Here is a 20,179-nt window from a genome sequence, read left to right as displayed (position 1 = left end):
GACTGCAAATAAAGAAGTGGAAATCGCGAAAGTGCTGAGCCTCGCGGGCTCAGACCGTCATGATCTCGGCTTCTTTCGTCACGACGAGTTTGTCGATTTCAGCGACGAACTTGTCCGTCAGCTTCTGAACGTCGTCGCCGGCGCGGCGCTCGTCGTCTTCCGAAATCTCTTTGTCTTTCACGAGCTTCTTGAGTTGCTCGTTCGCGTCGCGGCGCAGATTGCGCACGGCAACCTTGGCCGTTTCCGCTTCGCTCTTGACCACTTTGGTCAGTTCGCGGCGGCGTTCTTCGGTCAGCGCGGGCATCGGCACGCGGATCACGTCGCCTTGCGTGGCCGGGTTCAGACCGAGGTCCGACTCGCGGATCGCCTTTTCGACGACCTGGACCATCTTCTTTTCCCAAGGCTGCACGCCGATCGTGCGCGCGTCGATCAGCGTCAGGTTCGCGACCTGCGAAATCGGCACCGGCGAGCCGTAGTAGTCGCACTGGATGTGATCCAGCAAGCCCGTGTGCGCACGGCCCGTGCGGATTTTCGACAGGTCGTTCTTGAACGCGTCGATGGAGCGCTGCATTTTTTGTTCAGCGCCCTTCCTGATACCAGCCACAGACATTTTTAAACCTCCGAACCTTCAAAACGGTGCGAACCGGCCAGCGCGCGCGAAAAGCGGCGGCCGAAAATCGCGTCAGAGCCCACGTTATGTGAACGAGAGTTTACACGTGGACGAGGGTGCCCTCGTCCTCGCCTTGAACGATGCGCTTGAGCGCGCCCGGCTTGACGATCGAAAACACGCGGATCGGCAGCTTCTGGTCGCGGCACAGCGCGAACGCGGTGGCGTCCATCACCTGCAGATTGCGGCCGATGGCTTCGTCGAAACTGATCGTGGTGTAGCGCGTCGCGCTCGGGTCTTTCTTCGGGTCGGCCGAATAGACGCCGTCCACCTTGGTCGCCTTCAGCACGACTTCCGCGCCGATTTCCGAACCGCGCAACGCAGCGGCCGTGTCGGTCGTGAAGAACGGGTTGCCGGTGCCGGCCGCGAAAATCACGACCTTGCCTTCTTCGAGCTGGCGAATTGCGCGCGGGCGGATGTACGGCTCGACCACCTGGTCCATGCGCAGCGCGGATTGCACGCGCGCTTCGATACCGGCGTGGCGCATCGCGTCCTGCAACGCCAGCGCGTTCATCATGGTGGCCAGCATGCCCATGTAGTCGGCCGTGGCGCGGTCCATACCCGCCGCGCCGCCCGCGACGCCGCGAAAAATATTGCCGCCGCCGATGACCACCGCCAGTTGCGTGCCGAGCCGAACCACCTCGGCCACGTCCGCCACCATTCGTTCGATGGTTGCGCGATTAATGCCAAAGGCATCGTCGCCCATCAGAGCTTCACCGGAGAGTTTGAGCAGGACGCGTTTATAGGCAGTGGGCATAGGGGTATCCAGATCGCGCAGAACAGGGCAACAACAAGGGACTAATGTAGGGGTGAAATGCTGATTCGGGCAAGCGCCGCCAAATTGGCGAACCCTGGGGTCCGCCAGCGGCATAGGCCACGAGGGTCGACCCACGCGCGGCCTTGCGGCGCTGCCGACCGCGGCGAAGTCTTGCTCCGCCGCGGGTCCAACGGTACTAGATCAAGCTTGAGCGACGCTTATTGTTGCTTCGCAGCAGCGACTTGAGCCGCCACTTCAGCTGCAAAATCGTCCTGCTTTTTCTCGATGCCTTCGCCGACCACGAACAGCGCGAACTTCTGCACGCTCGAGTTGCCAGCCTTCAGCATCTGTTCGATCGTCTGCTTGTCGTTCTTAACGAACGTCTGGTTCAGCAGCGACACTTCCTTCAGGTACTTCTGCACGCTGCCGTCGACCATCTTGGCGACGATTTCAGCCGGCTTGCCCGATTCGGCAGCCTTCTGTTCAGCAATGCTGCGTTCCTTCGCGATCAGGTCTGCCGGCACGTCGTCCGACGACAGCGACACCGGCTTCATTGCGGCGATGTGCATGGCCACGTCCTTGCCGATCTGCTCGTCCGCGCCCGTGTACTCGACCAGCACGCCGATACGCGTGCCGTGCAGGTACGCTGCCAGCTTGTTCGAGGTGTCGAAACGCACGAAACGGCGGATCGACAGGTTCTCACCGATCTTGCCGACCAGCGCGAGACGCACTGCGTCGACCGTCGAGCCTTCCAGCGGCAGTGCCGCCAGCGCCGCGACGTCAGCCGGGTTTTGCGTGGCGACCAGCTCGGCGATCTTCTTCGAGAAAGCGAGGAAGTCGTCGTTCTTCGAAACGAAGTCGGTTTCGCAGTTCAGCTCGACCAGCGAACCCGCATTGCCGCCGATGAACGAAGCGACCACGCCTTCAGCCGTGACGCGCGATGCTGCCTTGCTCGCCTTGTTGCCCAGCTTCACGCGCAGCAACTCTTCAGCGCGCGCCATGTCGCCGTCGGCTTCCGTCAGCGCCTTCTTGCATTCCATCATCGGCGCGTCGGTCTTTGCGCGCAGTTCTGCAACCATGCTTGCGGTAATTGCCGCCATCATTTGCTCCTTGAGTTCCGTCTGTCACACGCCGCCCGGACTTCGATGCCGGCGGCAAGAATTCGTTTCAGCGTTGTGCGCATTTTTTTACGGACAACGCGTTGGGCACCGCATTTTCACACCGCTTGCAGCACCCCACTACAATGTCGCGACTTAAAAAAAGGGGGCCTGTAGAAAGCCCCCTTTTTTGCCGGACACGGGGCAGCTTTACGCTTCCGCGTTGACCTCGACGAACTCGTCGCCGTCACCGCCACGGGCAGCCGTCACCACTTCGTTGACCGCGTTAGCACGGCCTTCCAGGATCGCGTCAGCCACGCCAGCCGTGTACAGAGCGACAGCCTTCGACGCGTCGTCGTTACCCGGGATCACGTAATCGATGCCTTCCGGCGAGTGGTTCGTGTCGACCACGGCGATGACCGGGATGCCGAGCTTGTTGGCTTCGGTCACGGCAATCTTGTGGTAACCGACGTCGACCACGAAGATCGCGTCCGGAATGCCGCCCATGTCTTTCACGCCGCCGATCGACTTTTGCAGCTTGGCCATTTCGCGTTCGAACAGCAGCGCTTCCTTCTTGCTCATGCGTTCGGTTTCGCCTGCTTCCAGCGACGCTTCCATGTCCTTCAGGCGCTTGATCGAAACCTTCAGCGTCTTGAAGTTGGTCAGCATGCCGCCGAGCCAACGCGCGTTGACGAACGGCATACCGGCGCGTTGCGCTTCTTCAGCGATCGTGTCGCGCGATTGACGCTTCGTGCCGACGAACAGGATGGTGCCGCGATTTGCTGCCAGTTGACGCGCGTACTTCAGCGCGTCGTTGTACATCGGCAGCGTCTTTTCGAGGTTGATAATGTGAATCTTGTTGCGATGACCGAAAATGAAGGGAGCCATCTTCGGGTTCCAGAAGCGCGTTTGGTGACCGAAGTGGACACCGGCTTCCAGCATTTGACGCATGGTAACTGCCATGAAAATCTCCGCGAGGGTTGGGTCTTAAGCCGGCTGCCGTATCTGCCGCGCCGCCATAACCGCTGGTTCCTGGCTGACGCGACCGACACCCTGGGTGCGCCGGCTTGCGAGTCTGCTGCCTTGGTGCTGCTTTGCCCGTAGCGCAGGCAGCTATCGCTACGGGTAATCTTGCATCTACTGCTTATCTACCGCTTTTGCCCAGTCGCTTTTGCCCAGTTTTCACCTGGAAACCGGCAATTGAGCAGCAAAAATAAGACAGAGGCCGACTTAGCCAAAGATTATAGCACGCGACTATCGGTCGACTCAACCTGCCTGGTAGCTCCTGTTTGTCGCAGGCGGTTGCACCTCAAGCGTCCGGCGCCTTTATCGACACACCGGCCGTTCGGCCGCAAACATGCCGCCATGGCATCGAGCGGCCGTCGCAAAAGCCTGCGGCAGCCGGAATATGGTGCGATAATCCCGCAATAATCGCATTTCAGACCCGACTCATGGCTATTACCCTCAAAAACGAACACGATATCGCGCAAATGCGAGTTGCCTGCCGACTCGCCAGCGAAGTGCTCGATTACATCACGCCGTTCGTGACAGCCGGCATCACCACCGGCGAACTCGATCGCCTGTGTCACGAATATATGCTGAAGGAACAGGGCACCGTCCCAGCACCGCTCAATTACCAGCCGCCCGGCTATCCGCCCTACCCGAAAGCCACCTGTATTTCCGTCAACGACGTGATCTGCCACGGCATTCCGGGCGACAAGACGCTGAAGAACGGCGACGCGCTGAACATCGACATCACGGTAATCAAGGAAGGCTATTTCGGCGACACGAGCCGGATGTTCATCGTCGGCGAAGGGTCGATCATGGCCAAACGGCTGGTTCAGACCACCTTCGAGTGCATGTGGCTCGGCATCGATCAGGTCCGGCCGGGCGCGCATCTCGGCGACATCGGCCACGCGATCCAGAAACACGCGGAAGGGCAAGGCTACAGCGTGGTGCGCGAATACTGCGGCCACGGCATCAGCACGGTCTTCCACGAAGATCCGCAGATCCTGCACTACGGCCGTCCGGGCACCGGGTTCGAGTTGCAAGCCGGCATGATCTTCACGATCGAGCCGATGATCAACGCCGGCCGCCGCGACATCCGCACCATGCCGGATCAATGGACCGTCAAGACCAAAGATCGCAGCCTGTCGGCGCAGTGGGAGCACACCGTGCTCGTCACCGAAACCGGCTATGACGTGCTGACCGTGTCCGCCGGCACGCCCGCACGCCCGCCGCTCGTGGCCGCCACGGCCTGATCGACCTCCGCCCTCACCGCCCGCCTGCCAATGAGTAGTGTTCCAGCCGTCGCCCAATCGCATGCCACGTCGCTCAAGGCGGACTACAAAGTGGCCAAAGCCCAGTTGCTGGAACGCTTCAAGACCGCGACCAACGTCGATACGCTGATGGCCGCCCTCGCGCGCGCCACAGATGACTCGCTGCGCGCCGCGTGGAACACCTGCGAACTGCCGCCGGAGCTGGCGCTGCTGGCCGTCGGCGGTTATGGGCGCGGCGAACTCGCGCCGCATTCGGACATCGACATTCTCGTCCTGCTGCCGGACGCGCCGTTCGAGCATCTCGAAGCGCGCATCGAGCGCTTTATCAGCCTTGCATGGGATCTGGGGCTCGAACTCGGCAGCAGCGTGCGCAGCGTGTCGCAATGTCTCGAAGAAGCCGCGAACGACGTCACCGTGCGCACCTCCCTGCTGGAAGCGCGCCGCATCACCGGCAGCGCCACGCTGTTCGACGACTTCGCGAAGCGTTACCGCGACGCGCTCGATCCGCGCGCATTTTTCCAGGCCAAGGTGCTGGAAATGCGTCAGCGGCACGCCAAATTCCAGGACACGCCGTATTCGCTCGAACCGAACATCAAGGAAAGCCCGGGCGGTTTGCGCGATCTGCAATTGATCCTGTGGATCACTCAGGCGGCTAGGTTCGGCAGCAGTTGGCGGGAACTCGAAGCACGCGGTCTGATCACCGAGCGCGAAGCACGCGAATTGCGTCGCAACGAGAGTTTCCTGAAGGCGCTGCGCGCGCGGCTGCATGTCACCGCGGGGCGTCGTCAGGACATCCTGGTGTTCGATCTGCAAACGCCGGTGGCCGAGAGTTTCGGCTATAAGCCAACCGCCACCAAACGCGCCAGCGAACAGCTGATGCGCCGCTATTACTGGTCGGCGAAGGCCGTCACGCAACTCGCGACGATCCTGATCCAGAACATCGAAGCGCAGCTCTTCCCGAACACGAGCGGGATCACACGCGTGCTGTCGGACCGCTTCGTCGAGAAACAGGGCATGCTGGAAATCGCCGACGACGACGTGTTCGAACGCGAGCCGAACGCGATTCTCGAAGCCTTCCTGCTGTACGAACAGACGCCGGGCGTAAAGGGTCTGTCGGCGCGCACGCTGCGCGCGATCTACAACGCCCGCGACGTGATGGACCAGCACTGGCGGCGCGATCCGGAAAACGGCCGTCTGTTCATGGAAATCCTGAAGCAGCCGGCCGGCATCACGCACGCGCTGCGGCTGATGAACCAGACGAGCGTGCTTGGGCGTTATCTGCTGAACTTCCGGCGCATCGTCGGGCAGATGCAGCACGACCTGTATCACGTGTACACGGTCGATCAGCACATTCTGATGGTGCTGCGCAATCTGCGCCGTTTCGCGGTCGCCGAGCATGCGCACGAATATCCGTTCTGCAGCCAGTTGATCGTCAACTTCGACCGGCCGTGGGTGTTGTACGTGGCGGCGCTGTTTCACGACATCGCCAAAGGCCGCGGCGGCGACCACTCGCAGCTCGGCATGGCCGACGCACGGCGCTTCTGCCGCAATCACGGAATCGAAGGCGACGACGGCGATCTGGTGGTGTGGCTGGTGCAGCAGCATCTGACGATGAGCCAGGTCGCGCAGAAACAGGACACCAGCGACCCGGAAGTCATCAAGCGTTTCGCGGAGCTGGTCGGCACCGAACGGCGCCTGACCGCGCTGTATCTGCTGACGGTAGCCGACATCCGCGGCACCAGCCCGAAAGTCTGGAATACGTGGAAGGGCAAGCTGCTCGAAGACCTGTACCGCGCCACCCTCGCGGTGCTCGGCGGCGCACGGCCCGACGCGCATTCGGAACTGAAGTCGCGTCAGGAAGAGGCGCTCGCGCTCTTGCGCCTCGAAACCGTGCCGGAAGGCGCGCAAACGGCGCTGTGGGACAAGCTCGACATCGGCTATTTCCTGCGCCACGACGCGGCGGATATCGCATGGCAGACACGCGTGCTGTCGCGCCATGTCGAAACGGCGACGCCGATCGTGCGGGCGCGTCCGTCGCCGATCGGCGAGGCGCTGCAGGTGCTGGTCTACGTGAAGGACCAGCCCGATCTGTTCGCCGGCATTTGTGCGTATTTCGACCGCAACGGCCTGTCGGTGCTCGATGCGCGGGTCAGCACGACTCGTCACGGGTACGCGCTCGATAATTTCCTCGTCGCGCATACCGAAGAAGACGTGCATTATCGCGATATCGCCAATCTTGTCGAACAGGAACTGACCGCCCGCCTCACGGGTGACGGCACCCTGCTTCCGGGACCGTCGAAAGGCCGTTTGTCGCGGCTCTCGCGGACCTTCCCTGTTACGCCGCGCGTCGATCTTCGGGCCGACGAACGCGGCCAATACTACATCCTGTCCGTGTCTGCGAATGACCGGCCAGGCCTTCTTTATTCGATCGCGCGCGTGCTGGCCGAGCACCGGGTCAGCGTCGCGTCGGCGCGGATCAATACGCTCGGCGAACGCGTCGAAGACGTGTTCCTGCTGGACGGACACGGTCTGTCTGACAACCGCCTGCAAATTCAGGTCGAGACGGAACTGCTGCGCGCGATCGCAGTGTGAGATTTCATGCGAGTCAAATTAACAGCCAAGCACCCGCGGCCGGCTTCGTCCGAACGCGCCCCTGTCCGTACCGGAAGCACGTCGGCGCGTAAGCCGACGCGTCCGGCGGGACCGAAGCCGTCCGAGTCTGCATCGAAGGCGGGTTTCAGCGGGGCGCGGGGTGAAGGCGCTGGCGGTACGGGTGGCGGCAAACGGCCTGCTGGCGCGGGTAAGCCGGCAGGCGCCGGTGCGCGCGCGCCGCGGGCCGAGGGATCGTTTTCGCGTGAGCGGGATGCGGGTGCTGGCGCGGGTGGTGCGCGCCGGGCGCCGTCGGATCGGCCGCCGCGGCGTGAAGGCGCTGGCGGTGCAGGCGCCCCGCGGAGGTTTGAAGGCGGCGAGCGTGGGCCGCGTCGGGATGATGGGGAGCGTAGTCAAGGTGCGCCGCGTCGATTTGAAGGTAGTAGCGATCGTGGTCCGCGCCGGGATGATGGTGAGCGCGCGCCGAGAAGGTTTGAAGGTGGCGCTGAGCGTAGCGAACGTGCGCCGCGCCGAGCCGATGGTGAGCGCAGCCAAGGCGCGCCGCGTCGATTCGAAGGCAGCGGCGATCGTGCACCGCGTCGGGATGCACAAGAGCGTGCTCCGCGTCGGTTTGAAGGCAGCGCCGACCGTAGCGAACGCGCGCCCCGCCGCGCCGATGGTGAGCGTAGCCAAGGTGCACCGCGCCGCTTCGAAGGCAGCGCTGATCGCGCACCCCGCAGTTTCGGCGACCGCCCTGCGCGTCGCGACGACGGCGAGCGCCGTCCGTTTAGCGGAGCGCGTCCGGGCACCGGTCGCCCGTCCGAAGGCGGACCGCGCGGCGAACGCGACGCCGCCTCCCGACCGCGCTTCAACAGCGACCGTGGCGGCCCGCAAGATCGCCGCAGCGGTGACCGTGGCCCGCGCAGCGATAGCGCGCCGCGTCGCTTCGAAGGCGAACGCGGTTCGTCCGAGCGCGGCGAGCGCAGCTTCGCAAAGCCGGTCAAAAGCGCTTACGGCGACCGTTCCGAACGCCCGGCGCGCGCACCGCGCGACGACCGGGGCGAGCGCGCTCCCGCCAAACGCGATTTCAGCGACCGACCGGCGCGTGCCGGCGAACGCACAGAACGCACAGAACGTCCGGAGCGTGGCGACCGCACCGAACGCCCGGCCCGCAGCTTCGACAAAACCTTACCGGGCGCGCCGCGCCGCTTCGCCGACAACGACCGCCCCGCTCGCGCGGACAAACCGCGCGGCCCGGCATCCGCCGCACGCGCAGCGCACGACACCGACACGGCCCCGCGCACCCCGCGCCGCGACTACGAAGACGCCCCCGGCACGCTGCGCCTGTCCAAGCTGATGTCGGAACTCGGCCTGTGTTCGCGCCGCGAAGCCGACGAATGGATCGAGAAAGGCTGGGTGCTGGTGGACGGCGAACGCATCGACACGCTCGGCACCAAGGTTCGTCCGGACCAGCGCATCGAAATCGACCCCGCCGCCGAAGCCGCGCAAGCGAGCCAGGTGACGGTGCTGATCCACAAGACGGTCGGCTTCGTGTCGGGCCAGGCGGAAGACGGCTATCAGCCGGCCATCACGCTGGTCACGCCGGAGAACCGCTGGGAAGGCGACCGCTCGGACATCCGTTTCTCGGTCGCGCATCTGCGGCAACTCGCGCCGGCCGGCCGGCTCGACATCGATTCGACCGGCCTGCTGGTGCTCACGCAGGACGGCCGCATCGCCAAGCAACTGATCGGCGGCCACTCGGAGATCGACAAGGAATATCTGGTGCGCGTCGCGTTCGGCGAACACACTACCGACGTCGAAAGCCACTTCCCGCCCGAAAGCCTCGCGCTGCTGCGCCACGGCCTCGAACTCGACGACGTGCCGCTGAAGGCGGCGCAAGTCAGCTGGCAAAACGGCGAGCAACTGCGGTTCGTGCTGCGCGAAGGCAAGAAGCGCCAGATTCGCCGGATGTGCGAGCTGGTCGGGCTGGAAGTGATCGGCCTGAAGCGCGTGCGAATGGGTCGCGTGATGCTCGGCGCGTTGCCGCCGGGGCAATGGCGTTATCTGTCGGCAGACGAGTCGTTTTGATAGCCTGATGCGCCGATGCAATGAGAGCGTGCAGATGCTCTCCTTGCAGAACCGCCGGCCGCAGGCGCAAAAAAACCACGCGTTTTGCGTGGTTTTTTTGCGCCTGAGCAACGCCGAAACCGAAAGCCCGACACCACCTCAATCGTCGCTATTCGGATCCATGTCCGGAAACAGGATTTCCGTAAAACCGAACTTCGCGAAATCGTTGATTCGCATCGGATACAGCTTGCCGATCAGGTGATCGCATTCGTGTTGCACGACGCGCGCATGAAAGCCCTCGGCGACGCGATCGATCGGTTTGCCGTACTGATCGAAGCCGTGATATTTGATCATCGAAAACCGGCTCACCGCGCCGCGCAGTCCCGGCACCGAAAGACAACCCTCCCAGCCCTCTTCCATGTCCTGCGACACCGGCGTGATGGTCGGATTGATCAGCACCGTTTCGGGCACCGGAGGCGCATCCGGATAGCGTTCGTTATGGCCGAAGCCGAAGATCACCACCTGCAGATTCACGCCGATCTGCGGCGCGGCGAGCCCTGCGCCGTTCGCATCGTGCATCGTCTCGAACATGTCTTTGACGAGTTCATGCAATTCGGGCGTGTCGAAGTGATCGACCGGATCGGCAATACGCAACAAACGCGGATCGCCCATCTTGAGAATTTCGCGGATCATAACTGCCCCTCCAGGAGCTTACGCATACCATCTTCGTCGAGTATCGGGATGCCGAGTTCCTCGGCTTTCACCAACTTGCTGCCCGCTTCCGCCCCCGCCACCACATAGTCCGTTTTTTTCGACACCGAACCGGCCACTTTCGCGCCGGCCGCTTCGAGCATTTCCTTCGCTTCTTCACGCGCCAGCGACGGCAACGTGCCCGTCAGCACGACGATCTTGCCGGCCAGAATACCTTGCGGCGCCTTCGGTGCGGGCGGCCCTTCCTGCCACGTGACCTTGCCCGGCGCGCGCAACTGCTCGATCACCGTGCGGTTGTGTTCTTCCGCGAAAAACTGATGGAGCGACTCGGCCACCACCGGCCCGACGTCGTTCACTTCGAGCAACGCTTCGACCGACGCGTCCATGATTGGATCCAGCGAGCCGAAATGCCTGGCCAGATCTTTTGCCGTCGATTCGCCCACATGACGGATGCCGAGCGCGTAAATGAAGCGTGCGAGCGTGGTGTGCTTGGCCTTTTCGAGCGAGTCGAGCAGGTTCTGCGCGGACTTTTCGGCAAAGCGATCGAGTTCGGCCAGCGTCGCGAAACCGACGTTGAACAGATCGGCGGGCGTGCGCACGAGGTTCTGCTCGACCAGTTGGTCGATGATCTTTTCACCGAGCCCGTCGATATCCAGCGCGCGGCGTTGCGCGAAGTGCCACAACGCCTGCTTGCGTTGCGCCGGACAGAACAGGCCACCGGTGCAACGGGCGATCGCCTCGTCCGGCAAACGCTCGATGCTCGAGCCGCAAATCGGGCACTGCGTGGGCATCACGAACTCGCGCGCGTCGTCGGGGCGGCGTTCGAGCAGCGCGCTCACCACCTCCGGGATCACGTCGCCGGCACGCCGCACGATCACCGTGTCGCCGATCCGGATGTCTTTGCGGCGCACTTCGTCTTCGTTATGCAGCGTGGCATTGGTCACCGTCGCGCCGCCGACGAACACCGGCTCAAGCCGCGCGACCGGCGTGATCGCGCCGGTGCGGCCGACCTGCACGTCGATCGCGACGAGTTTGGTGAGCGCTTCCTGCGCGGGAAATTTGTGCGCCAGCGCGAAACGCGGCGCGCGCGACACGAAGCCGAGCGCGTCCTGCTCGTCGCGGCGATTGACCTTGTACACGACGCCGTCGATGTCGTACGGCAGCTTGTCGCGCTTTTCGCCCACCGTGTGGAAGAACCCGAGCAAGCCGTCGGCGCCCTGCACCACCGCCCGCTCACCGTTCACCGGCAAACCGAGTTCCTTGTACCAATCGAGCAATTCGCTATGCGTGGCGGGCATCTCGATGCCGTCGAGCACGCCGATTCCATATGCAAAAAAGGATAGCGGCCGCTGCGCGGTGATCTTCGAATCGAGCTGCCGCAAACTGCCCGCCGCCGCGTTGCGCGGATTGGCGAACTCCTTGTGTTCGGCGGCCCGCTGCCGCTCGTTCAGTTTCTCGAAATCGCGCTTGAACATCAGCACTTCGCCGCGTACGTCGAGAATGTGCGGCACGCGTTTGCCTTTGAGCTTCAGCGGAATCGAGCGGATCGTGCGGACGTTTTCAGTGACGTTCTCGCCGGTCGCGCCGTCGCCGCGCGTGGCGGCCTGAACGAATTGCCCGTCGACGTAGCGCAGCGAAATGGCGAGGCCGTCGAACTTCAACTCGGCCGCGTAATCGACTGGTACAGGCGCGACCGGCACCCCCGGCTCGCTCGCGTTCTTGCCGAGCGCGTCGCCTACGCGCTTGTCGAACGCGACGATGTCTTCGTCGGCGAAACCGTTGTTCAGCGACAGCATCGGCTGATCGTGCACGACCGGCTCGAAACCGCTCGCTGCCTCGCCGCCCACGCGCTGGGTAGGCGAATCCGGCACGATCAGGTCCGGATGTTCGGTTTCGATCCGCTCCAGCTCCTTGAACAGCTTGTCGTACTCCGCGTCCGGCAGGTCCGGCTGGTCGAGCACGTAGTACGCGTAGTTGGCGCGCTCGAGTTCCGCGCGCAGCCACGCGGCCCGCTCGGCCGGCGCGCTAGTTGAAGGATGGGGGACGGAGGTTCGGGCCATGCTGTTGGAAGCGTTTTCAGTGGAATTCGGACATTGGATTATCGCAGGAAAGCGCGCCCCTTTACATTGGCCGAACGGCTAGTTTCGCGCGGTGTTTGCGTGGCCCGCAAACGCCGACGGCCGCACATCGTGCGGCCGTCGCGTGCTACAGAAAACCGTAGGGCTTACTGACTGAACAAACGCCGCGTGGCCGGCGAACCGGCCGGAATACCCGCCTGTTCGAGCTTCGCATACAGCGTCATCAGTTGCTTTTCGATCGCGAGCAACGCGGTTTCAGGCAACGGCCGGCGGCCGTCGTCGACCACCCGTCCACCGATCCGCTCGGCCAGCGACTTCGCGTAATCGCACATCAGCCGGAACGGCAGGATGTCTTCGTCGGCGACCGGCACGTCCAGCACCAGCGTGATCATCTGACCACCCTTGTACGTCAGATCGTCGCGCAGGAAATTGGTGTCGCCGAATTGCAGCATGAACACCGGGCTCTGCCGTGCATCGAGCTTGACGAAGCGCGTGCCGTCGCGCGACAGCAGCAGGCCGTCCTGCGAAGCCACCGCCTGCACGTAATTCGCCGACCACGGCGCGCCGTCCGACAGCACGTTGATCGACAACTGCGCGTCGCACTGCGCGGCGAAACCGTCGAGTTCGCGCGCCATCGCAACCGTTTCGAGCATGTCGGGGAATTCCGGCGACGCATCGAGCGCGTCGGCGAATTGCTGCACACCGGTCACGAACTCGGAAAACTCCAGTTCGTTCAGCGCGCCGCTGCGATTCGCGAGTTGCGCGGCCGCGCGCAGTTCTTCGTAGCGCGCGCCGTTTTGCAACAGCTCCCACGTGCCGTCCTCGAGCTTGCCTTCGATATGCACCGGCTTGCTGCCGGCGCGGCGCAGACGCTGCGCAAGCGGAATCACCTTGTCGCCGGGCACCGGCCCGTTCAGGCGGATCGGCACGATGCAATCGATACGCCGATCGACGATCGCCGGCGGCGCCGACGAAATCGTCGTGGCGGCGGGCAGGATCGGTTCGATCGGTTCGTCGGTTGGTTGCGCGGCGGCGGCAGCCGCCGCGTGCTCACCTTCGGCTTGCGCGACGCCTTCCGCTTCCGGATAACCGTTCGGCGTGGTGGTTTCGGCCTGAATATCGGCCGGCGTATCGAGCGGCGCGGCGCTCGCGCCGAACGTCGGCTCGACCCGCGTCGAAGACGGCTCGCTCGTCACGTCCGCACCCACGACAGGTTCGCGGCGCGTGGTCGGCCTGGCCGGCTCGATGAACGGGCTCTGTTCTTCGTGATCGTCGCGCGTGAAACTTTCGGCGGTGTCGGTGGGCATCGGCCGCGGCATCTTGCGGCGCACCTTGGCGCCCTGCCACGCGTTGTACACCACCACGCCCCCGACCACTACGGCACCCGCGCCGATCAAACCGAGTGTCAACTCGTCCATGCATGCTCCATCAGCAATTCTTCTGTCTGCGCGGCTATACGCCCGCTCACGTGTCGCGCGGCCGATGGCCGCTGCGGTGAACGCGGACGCCCGCGCGGCTTTTTACTTAAACGATATTCTGGGCGAAACCCGCAGCCGTTTCCATGTCGACAGCGACGATCCGCGACACGCCCTGCTCCTGCATCGTCACGCCGATCAACTGTTGCGCCATTTCCATCGCGATCTTGTTGTGCGAGATGAACAGGAACTGGGTTTTGTCCGACATCGCCCGCACGAGGTTCGCGAAACGTTCGGTGTTCGCGTCGTCGAGCGGCGCGTCCACTTCGTCGAGCAGACAGAACGGCGCCGGATTCAGCTGGAACATCGCGAACACCAGCGCGGTGGCGGTGAGCGCCTTTTCGCCGCCCGACAGCAGGTGGATCGTCGAATTCTTCTTGCCCGGCGGCTGCGCCATCACCTGCACGCCGGCGTCGAGAATTTCGTCGCCGGTCATGATCAGCTTCGCCTGACCGCCGCCGAACAGCCGCGGGAACAACTCGCCGAAATGACGGTTCACTTCGTCGAACGTGCCTTGCAGCAGCGTGCGCGTTTCGCCGTCGATCTTGCGGATCGCGTCTTCGAGCGTTTCGATCGCGTTGTTGAGGTCGGCCGATTGCGAATCGAGGAACATCTTGCGTTCGGTCGCGGCCTTCAGTTCGTCGAGCGCGGCCATGTTGACCGGACCGAGCGCGATGATCGCGTTGTTGATGCGCGTGACTTCGCCTTGCAGGTACGACGGCTTCATGTCCGGCGTGAGCTTGGCCTGCAACTCGGCTTCATCCACGCCGGCCGCGGCCAGTTGCTCGATGAACTGCTCGCCGTTCAGGCGCGCGGCCTGTTCCTTCAGCTGCAATTCGTTGATGCGGTCGCGCAGCGGCTGCAACGCGCGCTCGGCGCTCAGGCGGGTTTCGTCGGCGGCGCGCAGTTTGGCGGTCAGGTCGTCGAGTTCGAGACGCGTGGCGTGCAGCGCCTCTTCCTTGACCGCGCGGATGTCGAGCGCGTCCTGCAAGCCGGTGTGCGCGGTTTGCTCGTTGATCGTTTCCAGTTCGGCGCGCGCGTCTTCCAGCGAAGCAGCCACGCGCTCGCTCTGTTCGTGCGCGACCTGGATGCTGCGCTTCAATTCGTCGATGCGGTTCGCCATGTTGCGTGCGGCGAACCGCGCATCGGTCGCGGCGCGGTCGAGATCGCGCGACTGGCCGCGCGCGGCGGTGAGTTGTTCGTCGAGTGCTTCGAAGGCCAACTGGTTGTCTTCGAAACGCGCCTGCAATTCGGCGAGCTCGCCGTCGTGACGCTCGAAATTCGCTTCCGATTCGGTGCGCAGCGCGCGCTGCTCTTCGATCTGCGCGGTGATTTCCTCGAGCTCTTCGCGAATCTGCGTGCTGCGCTGCATGTAGCGCTCATGCGCCTGCGTGAGCTTCAGCACGTCCATCTGCAACGCGTGCACGCGCTGGGTCGCGCGTTCCGACTGCTGACGCACGTCGGTCAGCGCCTGCGCGGCTTGCGTGTGAGCGGCTTCGGCGCGGATCGCGGCGGCTTTGGCTTCATCGGCGAGCAGCGCCTGCGCGCGCACCTGACGACCGAGGTTTTCGATTTCCTGCTGACGGGCCAGCATGCCGGCCTGTTCGGAGTCGGCTGCGTACAGTTGCACGCCGACGCGCGTGACCACGTGACCCGCCTTCACGACGAACGAACCGCCTTCCGGCAACTGCGCGCGCATCGCGAGCGCCTGCTGCAGATCGTCGGCGACGAACGCGAGGCCGAGCCAGTCGTTGAGCACCGCGCGGATGCCGGCGTCGTCGATACGCACCAGCGACAGCAACGGCCGCAGCGACGGCGGCGTGGCCGCCGGCTGACCCGCGACCGGCGGCGCGTAGAACGCGAGCTTCGCGGGCGGCGCGTCGGTAGCGAACGCCTTGACCCAGTCGAGGTTCGACACTTCCAGCGCGGCGAGCCGCTCGCGCAGCACCGCTTCGAGCGCGGCTTCCCAGCCGGCTTCGACATGCAGCTTCTTCCACAGACGCGGCAGCCCATTCAACTCATGCTTTTCGAGCCACGGCTGGATCTTGCCTTCGGTCTGCACGTTTTCCTGCAACTGCTTGAGCGCGGCGAGGCGCGCGTCGAGCTGGTGAATCTGCGCGCTTTCCGACTGCACACGATCTTGCGCGCTGCGCCGTTCGCCGTCCAGACGCGGCAGCGTCTCCTGCGCGTCGGCAAGCCGCGCCTGCGCGTCGTGCAGGATTTCTTCGTGCTCGGCGAGCTGCATGCGCAGGTCTTCGAGCTGCGCTTCGTCAGGCGCGTCCAGCCCGCCTGCTTCCTGCTTCAAACGCTCGTGACGCTGCTGCAATTGCTGCAACTGCTGATCGGCATTGCGTTGATGCGCGGCTTCGAGCTTCAACGCCTGTTCGGTCTGCGCGATCCCGCCGCGTTCGGCGTTCAGTTCGGTTTGCGCGTCGCGCCAGCGGGCTTCGAGTGCGGGCATCGCGTCGTGCTTCGCGGCGGCTTCGTCTTCGGCCAGCGCGGCTTTTTCTTCGGCGACCGCGAGCTGCTCTTCGGCGTCCGCGAGATCGTCTTGCGCCTTGTGCGCCTGCGACTGCCACTGCTCGCGCTGCGCGGTCAGCGCGGCGATCTGCGCCTGCACGCGATTGCGCGATTCGACGATGAACCTGATCTCGGCTTCGAGCCGGCTGACTTCGGCATTCGCCTCGTACAGCGCGCCCTGCGCGCCCTGCATCGCGTCGCTCGCGGAATAATGCGCGACGCGCAGCGTTTCGAGTTGCGCTTCGACTTCGCGCAGTTTCGCGGTTTGCGCTTCGAGGTCGATCTGCGCCTGCTCGATCGCGCGCTTCTGGCGCTCCTGCTCGCCACCGGCTTCGTTCTTGCGCAGCAGCCACAACAGACGCTGCTTCTCTTCACCGTCGGTTTGCAGTTCCTTGTAACGCGTGGCGACCACAGCCTGCCCCTCGAGTTTTTCGAGGTTGGAACTCAACTCACGGACGATGTCCTCGACCCGCGTCAGATTCTCGCGCGTGTCGTGCAGACGGTTCTCGGTCTCGCGGCGGCGCTCCTTGTACTTCGACACGCCCGCGGCCTCTTCGAGGAACACGCGCAGCTCTTCCGGCTTCGCCTCGATCAGGCGCGCGATCATGCCCTGCCCGATGATCGCGTACGCGCGCGGCCCGAGACCGGTGCCGAGGAAGATGTCCTGAATGTCGCGGCGCCGCGCCGGCAGATTGTTGATGTAGTAGCTCGAGGTGCCGTCGCGCGTGAGCACGCGCTTCACGGCGATTTCGGCATACTGGCCCCACTGGCCGGCGGCACGGCCGTCGGCGTTGTCGAACACGAGTTCGACGCTGGCGCGGCTACCCGGCTTGCGCGCGGTCGAGCCGTTGAAGATCACGTCCTGCATCGATTCGCCGCGCAGCTCGGACGCGCGCGATTCGCCGAGCACCCAGCGCACGGCGTCGATGATGTTGGACTTGCCGCACCCGTTCGGTCCGACCACGCCAACCAGTTGGCCCGGAACCTGGAAATGCGTGGGATCGACGAATGACTTGAAGCCAGCGAGTTTGATCGAGGTCAGACGCACGGCGATTTCGCTGTTTGAAAAGGGAAAAAAAGGTGGCTCGTGGAGGCCGCGCCGGCCGTTCGCGACAAAGCAGCGAAACAGCTAAAGACAGCTAAAAACAGCGCGCGACACTCCGCGACTCGGGCGCCGTCCGCATGCCGTCAAGGCGCGCGTCGGCTGATGAGGGGCAATCATACCATCGCGCGTGAGCGGTTCTTACCGTCCTTACAGTCGGGGTTTGCGCCTGGTTCGCCGTCCTCGGCCAGATTGGCTGCGTCGGGCGGAACAGACTTCGTGCGATGCACCCAACTGGACAACGCGGAGGCCAGCACGATGCACACGCCGCCCGCCCATTCGCGTGGACCCGGCGTCTCGCCGGCGAAAATCCACGCGGACAGCGCGGTGACCACGATCTCGAACAGCATGATGATCGACGCACGGTTGGCCGGCACGCGCGCGAGCCCGTATTGCACCAGCATGTTGTTCGATGCGAGCAGGAAACCGAGGCCGAGCACCAGCCAGACTGCCGTGCCGAGATGCGCGCCGGTGGGCGGCGCAGGCATCGCTTCGAAGAAAGACGCGCACGCGCCGAACAGCGCCGCGCCGCCGAACACCGTCGCGGTGCGCATTTCGGGCTTCATGTCCGGCAAGACGCGGCTCGTCTTCAGGATCAGCACATTGCTCATCGCGAAGCCCATCCCGCCGGCCAGCCCCGCCCATTCAGCGAGGTTGCCGGGCACCGGAAGGCCGAGTTGCGGCGACCACAGCATCGTCATCGCGCCGACGAGCGACAGCGCCGCGAGCGCCGCGCCCGACCAGGTCAACCGCTCGTGCAGGATGAAATGCGCGAACAGCGCGGTCCACGCCGGGGTCAGATAGAACAGCAGCAGAACCCGCATCACCTGACCGTGGATCGACCCCCACACGAAGCCGAGATTGGTGATGCCCGCCGCCAGCGCGAGCGCCGGCAGCAGCCAGTGCCAGCGCACCGTTTTGAGCGCGCGGTGGCGCACCGCGAGCACGAACAGGCAACCCGCGGCGCTCGTCAGCGCGCTGGCCGCCGTGCCCGTGATGCCCAGCGCCGCGAGCATGCGCAGCGGATACCAGATCATCCCCCATACCGACGCGCCCAGCATGATCGCGAGCGTCGGCCAGCCGTTGCGAAGCGAGTGGTTCATGGCGCGACGCTCGCGTGGGTGCGCGTGCGCGTGGCCGGTCTATTGGCGTTGTTGCTGCGGCTGGGTTTGCCGGTTGCGGCACCGTTGCGCCCGTTGTGCACGAATGTGTCCGTTGCTGCTACGTACATTGCTGCTCCTGCTTCTTTTTTGCGCGAACCGTCGGCGGTTCGCGTCGTTCCCGCTGCGTCGCATGCCTGCGCGCCTGGCGGGTGGTAGCGATCTCTCAATCGCTTTGCTGCATCATCCAGTCGGCCAACGGCCCGTGACACCACTTGTTGCGGGCCGCGAACGGGCCCGCGCCACGCTATAATCGGCCGCTCGTTGCGCTTGCCGTGTATGCCGTACGATCGGCTCGCGGGCTGCCCTGGCAGCTTCGCGCAGTGTTCGCGAAGCGCCGTGCGTACCCGTTCCGAATCGGTCCACGGCGATCGGCCTACTCGCCCAACCGCTTCCAGCATTCCTCTGCGCTCATCTTCGATCAGGCTCGATCCGCTCCGTGAACCCGCTACTCGACTCCCTTCAGCCCTATCCGTTCGAAAAGCTGCGCGCGCTTTTCAAGGACGTCACGCCGCCCGCCGGCCTCGCGCACATCAGCTTCGGCATCGGCGAACCGAAACATCCGACGCCCGAGCTGATTCGCGAAGCCGTGATCGCGTCGCTCGGCGGCCTCGCCGCCTATCCGGCAACCCTTGGCACGCCGGCGTTGCGCGAGTCGATCGCGAAATGGGTCACGCAGCGCTACAACCTGCCGCCGGTCGATCCGGCCACTCAGGTGCTGCCGGTATCGGGCTCGCGCGAGGCGCTGTTCTCGCTCGCGCAAACCGTGCTCGACCCGAAGAAGAACGCCACGGGCGAGCCTGCGATCGTACTCTGTCCGAACCCGTTCTACCAAATCTACGAAGGCGCGGCGATTCTGGCCGGCACGCAACCGTATTTCGTCAATAGCGACCCGGCGCGCAACTTCGCGTGCGACTACTCGGCAGTGCCTGCCGACATCTGGGCGCGCACCCAGTTGCTGTTCGTCTGCTCGCCGGGCAATCCGACCGGCGCCGTGCTAACGCTCGACGACTGGCGCGAACTGTTCGCGCTGTCGGACCGCTACGGCTTCGTGATCGCGTCGGACGAGTGCTACTCGGAAATATATTTCGACGAGGCGAACCCGCCGCTCGGCGGCCTCGAAGCCGCGCACCAGCTCGGTCGCGGCTTCGACCGCCTCGTGATGCTGTCGAGCCTGTCCAAGCGCTCGAACGTGCCCGGCATGCGCTCGGGCTTCGTGGCCGGCGACGCGGCGATCCTGAAAGATTTCCTGCTGTACCGCACGTACCACGGCGCGGCGTTGTCGACGGTGTTCCAGAACGCCAGCATTGCCGCATGGAACGACGAAACCCACGTGCGCGAGAACCGCGAAAAATACGTGCGGAAGTTTGCCACCGTCACGCCGATGCTCGCCGACGTGCTCGACGTGCGCCTGCCGGACGCCGCGTTCTACCTGTGGGCAGACGTGTCGCGCACGGGCCTCACGGACACCGAGTTCGCCCAGCGTCTCTACGCCGACTATAATGTGACGGTTCTGCCGGGCTCGTTCCTCGCGCGCACCGCGCACGGCGTGAACCCCGGCCGCAATTTCGTGCGCCTCGCGCTCGTCGCCGATGTCGACGAATGCACACAAGGCGCGCAACGCATCGTCGATTTTTGCCGCGCGCTCGCGGGCTGAGTTTTTCGCACGTTTTCGCG

General features: G+C 64.5%; 14 protein-coding genes. 4 read left to right on the top strand and 10 right to left on the bottom strand.

The genetic code is table 11. From position 1 onward, the window contains the following. Positions 1 to 49: 49 nt before the first annotated feature. From frr to rpsB, 4 genes are all read right to left on the bottom strand, one after another. Entirely contained in the window at positions 50 to 610 is a 561-nt protein-coding gene (gene frr, locus PQQ51_RS27495) for a ribosome recycling factor (protein WP_408500240.1), read from the bottom strand. 100 nt (positions 611 to 710) lie between these two features. Continuing rightward, positions 711 to 1,424: a UMP kinase gene (gene pyrH, locus PQQ51_RS27490; protein WP_011488865.1), complete on the bottom strand. Its 714-nt coding sequence runs from the start codon at positions 1,422 to 1,424 to the stop codon at positions 711 to 713. 218 nt (positions 1,425 to 1,642) lie between these two features. Then, positions 1,643 to 2,524: a translation elongation factor Ts gene (gene tsf, locus PQQ51_RS27485; protein WP_408500238.1), complete on the bottom strand. Its 882-nt coding sequence runs from the start codon at positions 2,522 to 2,524 to the stop codon at positions 1,643 to 1,645. A 207-nt stretch (positions 2,525 to 2,731) separates the two neighbouring features. Then, positions 2,732 to 3,484 (bottom strand): 30S ribosomal protein S2, encoded by a 753-nt coding sequence (gene rpsB, locus PQQ51_RS27480; RefSeq protein ID WP_408500236.1) that lies wholly within the window; start codon positions 3,482 to 3,484, stop codon positions 2,732 to 2,734. Positions 3,485 to 3,972: 488 nt separating this feature from the next. On the opposite strand from rpsB, the gene map reads away from it, so the two are divergent. The 3 genes from map to PQQ51_RS27465 are packed head-to-tail and all read left to right on the top strand — an operon-like array spanning position 3,973 to position 9,477. Continuing rightward, positions 3,973 to 4,782 (top strand): type I methionyl aminopeptidase, encoded by an 810-nt coding sequence (gene map, locus PQQ51_RS27475; RefSeq protein ID WP_408500235.1) that lies wholly within the window; start codon positions 3,973 to 3,975, stop codon positions 4,780 to 4,782. A gap of 30 nt (positions 4,783 to 4,812) precedes the next feature. Then, positions 4,813 to 7,392 (top strand): [protein-PII] uridylyltransferase, encoded by a 2,580-nt coding sequence (locus PQQ51_RS27470; RefSeq protein WP_408500234.1) that lies wholly within the window; start codon positions 4,813 to 4,815, stop codon positions 7,390 to 7,392. Between the two features lie 6 nt (positions 7,393 to 7,398). Continuing rightward, positions 7,399 to 9,477: a pseudouridine synthase gene (locus PQQ51_RS27465; protein WP_408500233.1), complete on the top strand. Its 2,079-nt coding sequence runs from the start codon at positions 7,399 to 7,401 to the stop codon at positions 9,475 to 9,477. A gap of 138 nt (positions 9,478 to 9,615) precedes the next feature. Here PQQ51_RS27465 and def read toward each other — a convergent pair whose 3' ends face one another. The 6 genes from def to PQQ51_RS27435 all read right to left on the bottom strand — a co-directional run bounded on the left by def (position 9,616) and on the right by PQQ51_RS27435 (position 18,573). Then, entirely contained in the window at positions 9,616 to 10,149 is a 534-nt protein-coding gene (def, locus tag PQQ51_RS27460; protein ID WP_408500232.1) for a peptide deformylase, read from the bottom strand. After that, a complete protein-coding gene (gene ligA / locus PQQ51_RS27455) occupies positions 10,146 to 12,227 on the bottom strand; it encodes an NAD-dependent DNA ligase LigA (protein ID WP_408500230.1) in 2,082 nt (693 codons plus the stop codon). Before ligA ends, def begins: the two co-directional genes overlap by 4 nt. A 164-nt stretch (positions 12,228 to 12,391) precedes the next feature. Beyond that, positions 12,392 to 13,663, bottom strand: coding sequence for a cell division protein ZipA C-terminal FtsZ-binding domain-containing protein (locus tag PQQ51_RS27450; RefSeq protein WP_408500228.1), 1,272 nt, complete (start codon positions 13,661 to 13,663; stop codon positions 12,392 to 12,394). Positions 13,664 to 13,769: 106 nt separating this feature from the next. Next, positions 13,770 to 17,288, bottom strand: a complete 3,519-nt coding sequence (gene smc / locus PQQ51_RS27445) for a chromosome segregation protein SMC (protein ID WP_408500226.1) — start codon at positions 17,286 to 17,288, stop codon at positions 13,770 to 13,772. Between the two features lie 170 nt (positions 17,289 to 17,458). Then, the gene (locus PQQ51_RS27440; RefSeq protein WP_408500224.1) at positions 17,459 to 18,445 is read right to left on the bottom strand and encodes a DMT family transporter; all 987 of its coding nucleotides are present in this window, start codon (positions 18,443 to 18,445) and stop codon (positions 17,459 to 17,461) included. Then, positions 18,442 to 18,573 (bottom strand): hypothetical protein, encoded by a 132-nt coding sequence (locus tag PQQ51_RS27435; protein WP_408500222.1) that lies wholly within the window; start codon positions 18,571 to 18,573, stop codon positions 18,442 to 18,444. Before PQQ51_RS27435 ends, PQQ51_RS27440 begins: the two co-directional genes overlap by 4 nt. Positions 18,574 to 18,941: 368 nt before the next feature. On the opposite strand from PQQ51_RS27435, the gene dapC reads away from it, so the two are divergent. Next, positions 18,942 to 20,159, top strand: a complete 1,218-nt coding sequence (gene dapC, locus PQQ51_RS27430; RefSeq protein ID WP_408500220.1) for a succinyldiaminopimelate transaminase — start codon at positions 18,942 to 18,944, stop codon at positions 20,157 to 20,159. Positions 20,160 to 20,179 lie beyond the last annotated feature (20 nt).

This window comes from Paraburkholderia xenovorans (assembly GCF_046030735.1).
Classification (GTDB): domain Bacteria; phylum Pseudomonadota; class Gammaproteobacteria; order Burkholderiales; family Burkholderiaceae; genus Paraburkholderia; species Paraburkholderia xenovorans_A.
Note: the sequence above shows the minus strand (reverse complement) of the source record. Positions and strands in the feature narration are given on the sequence as shown.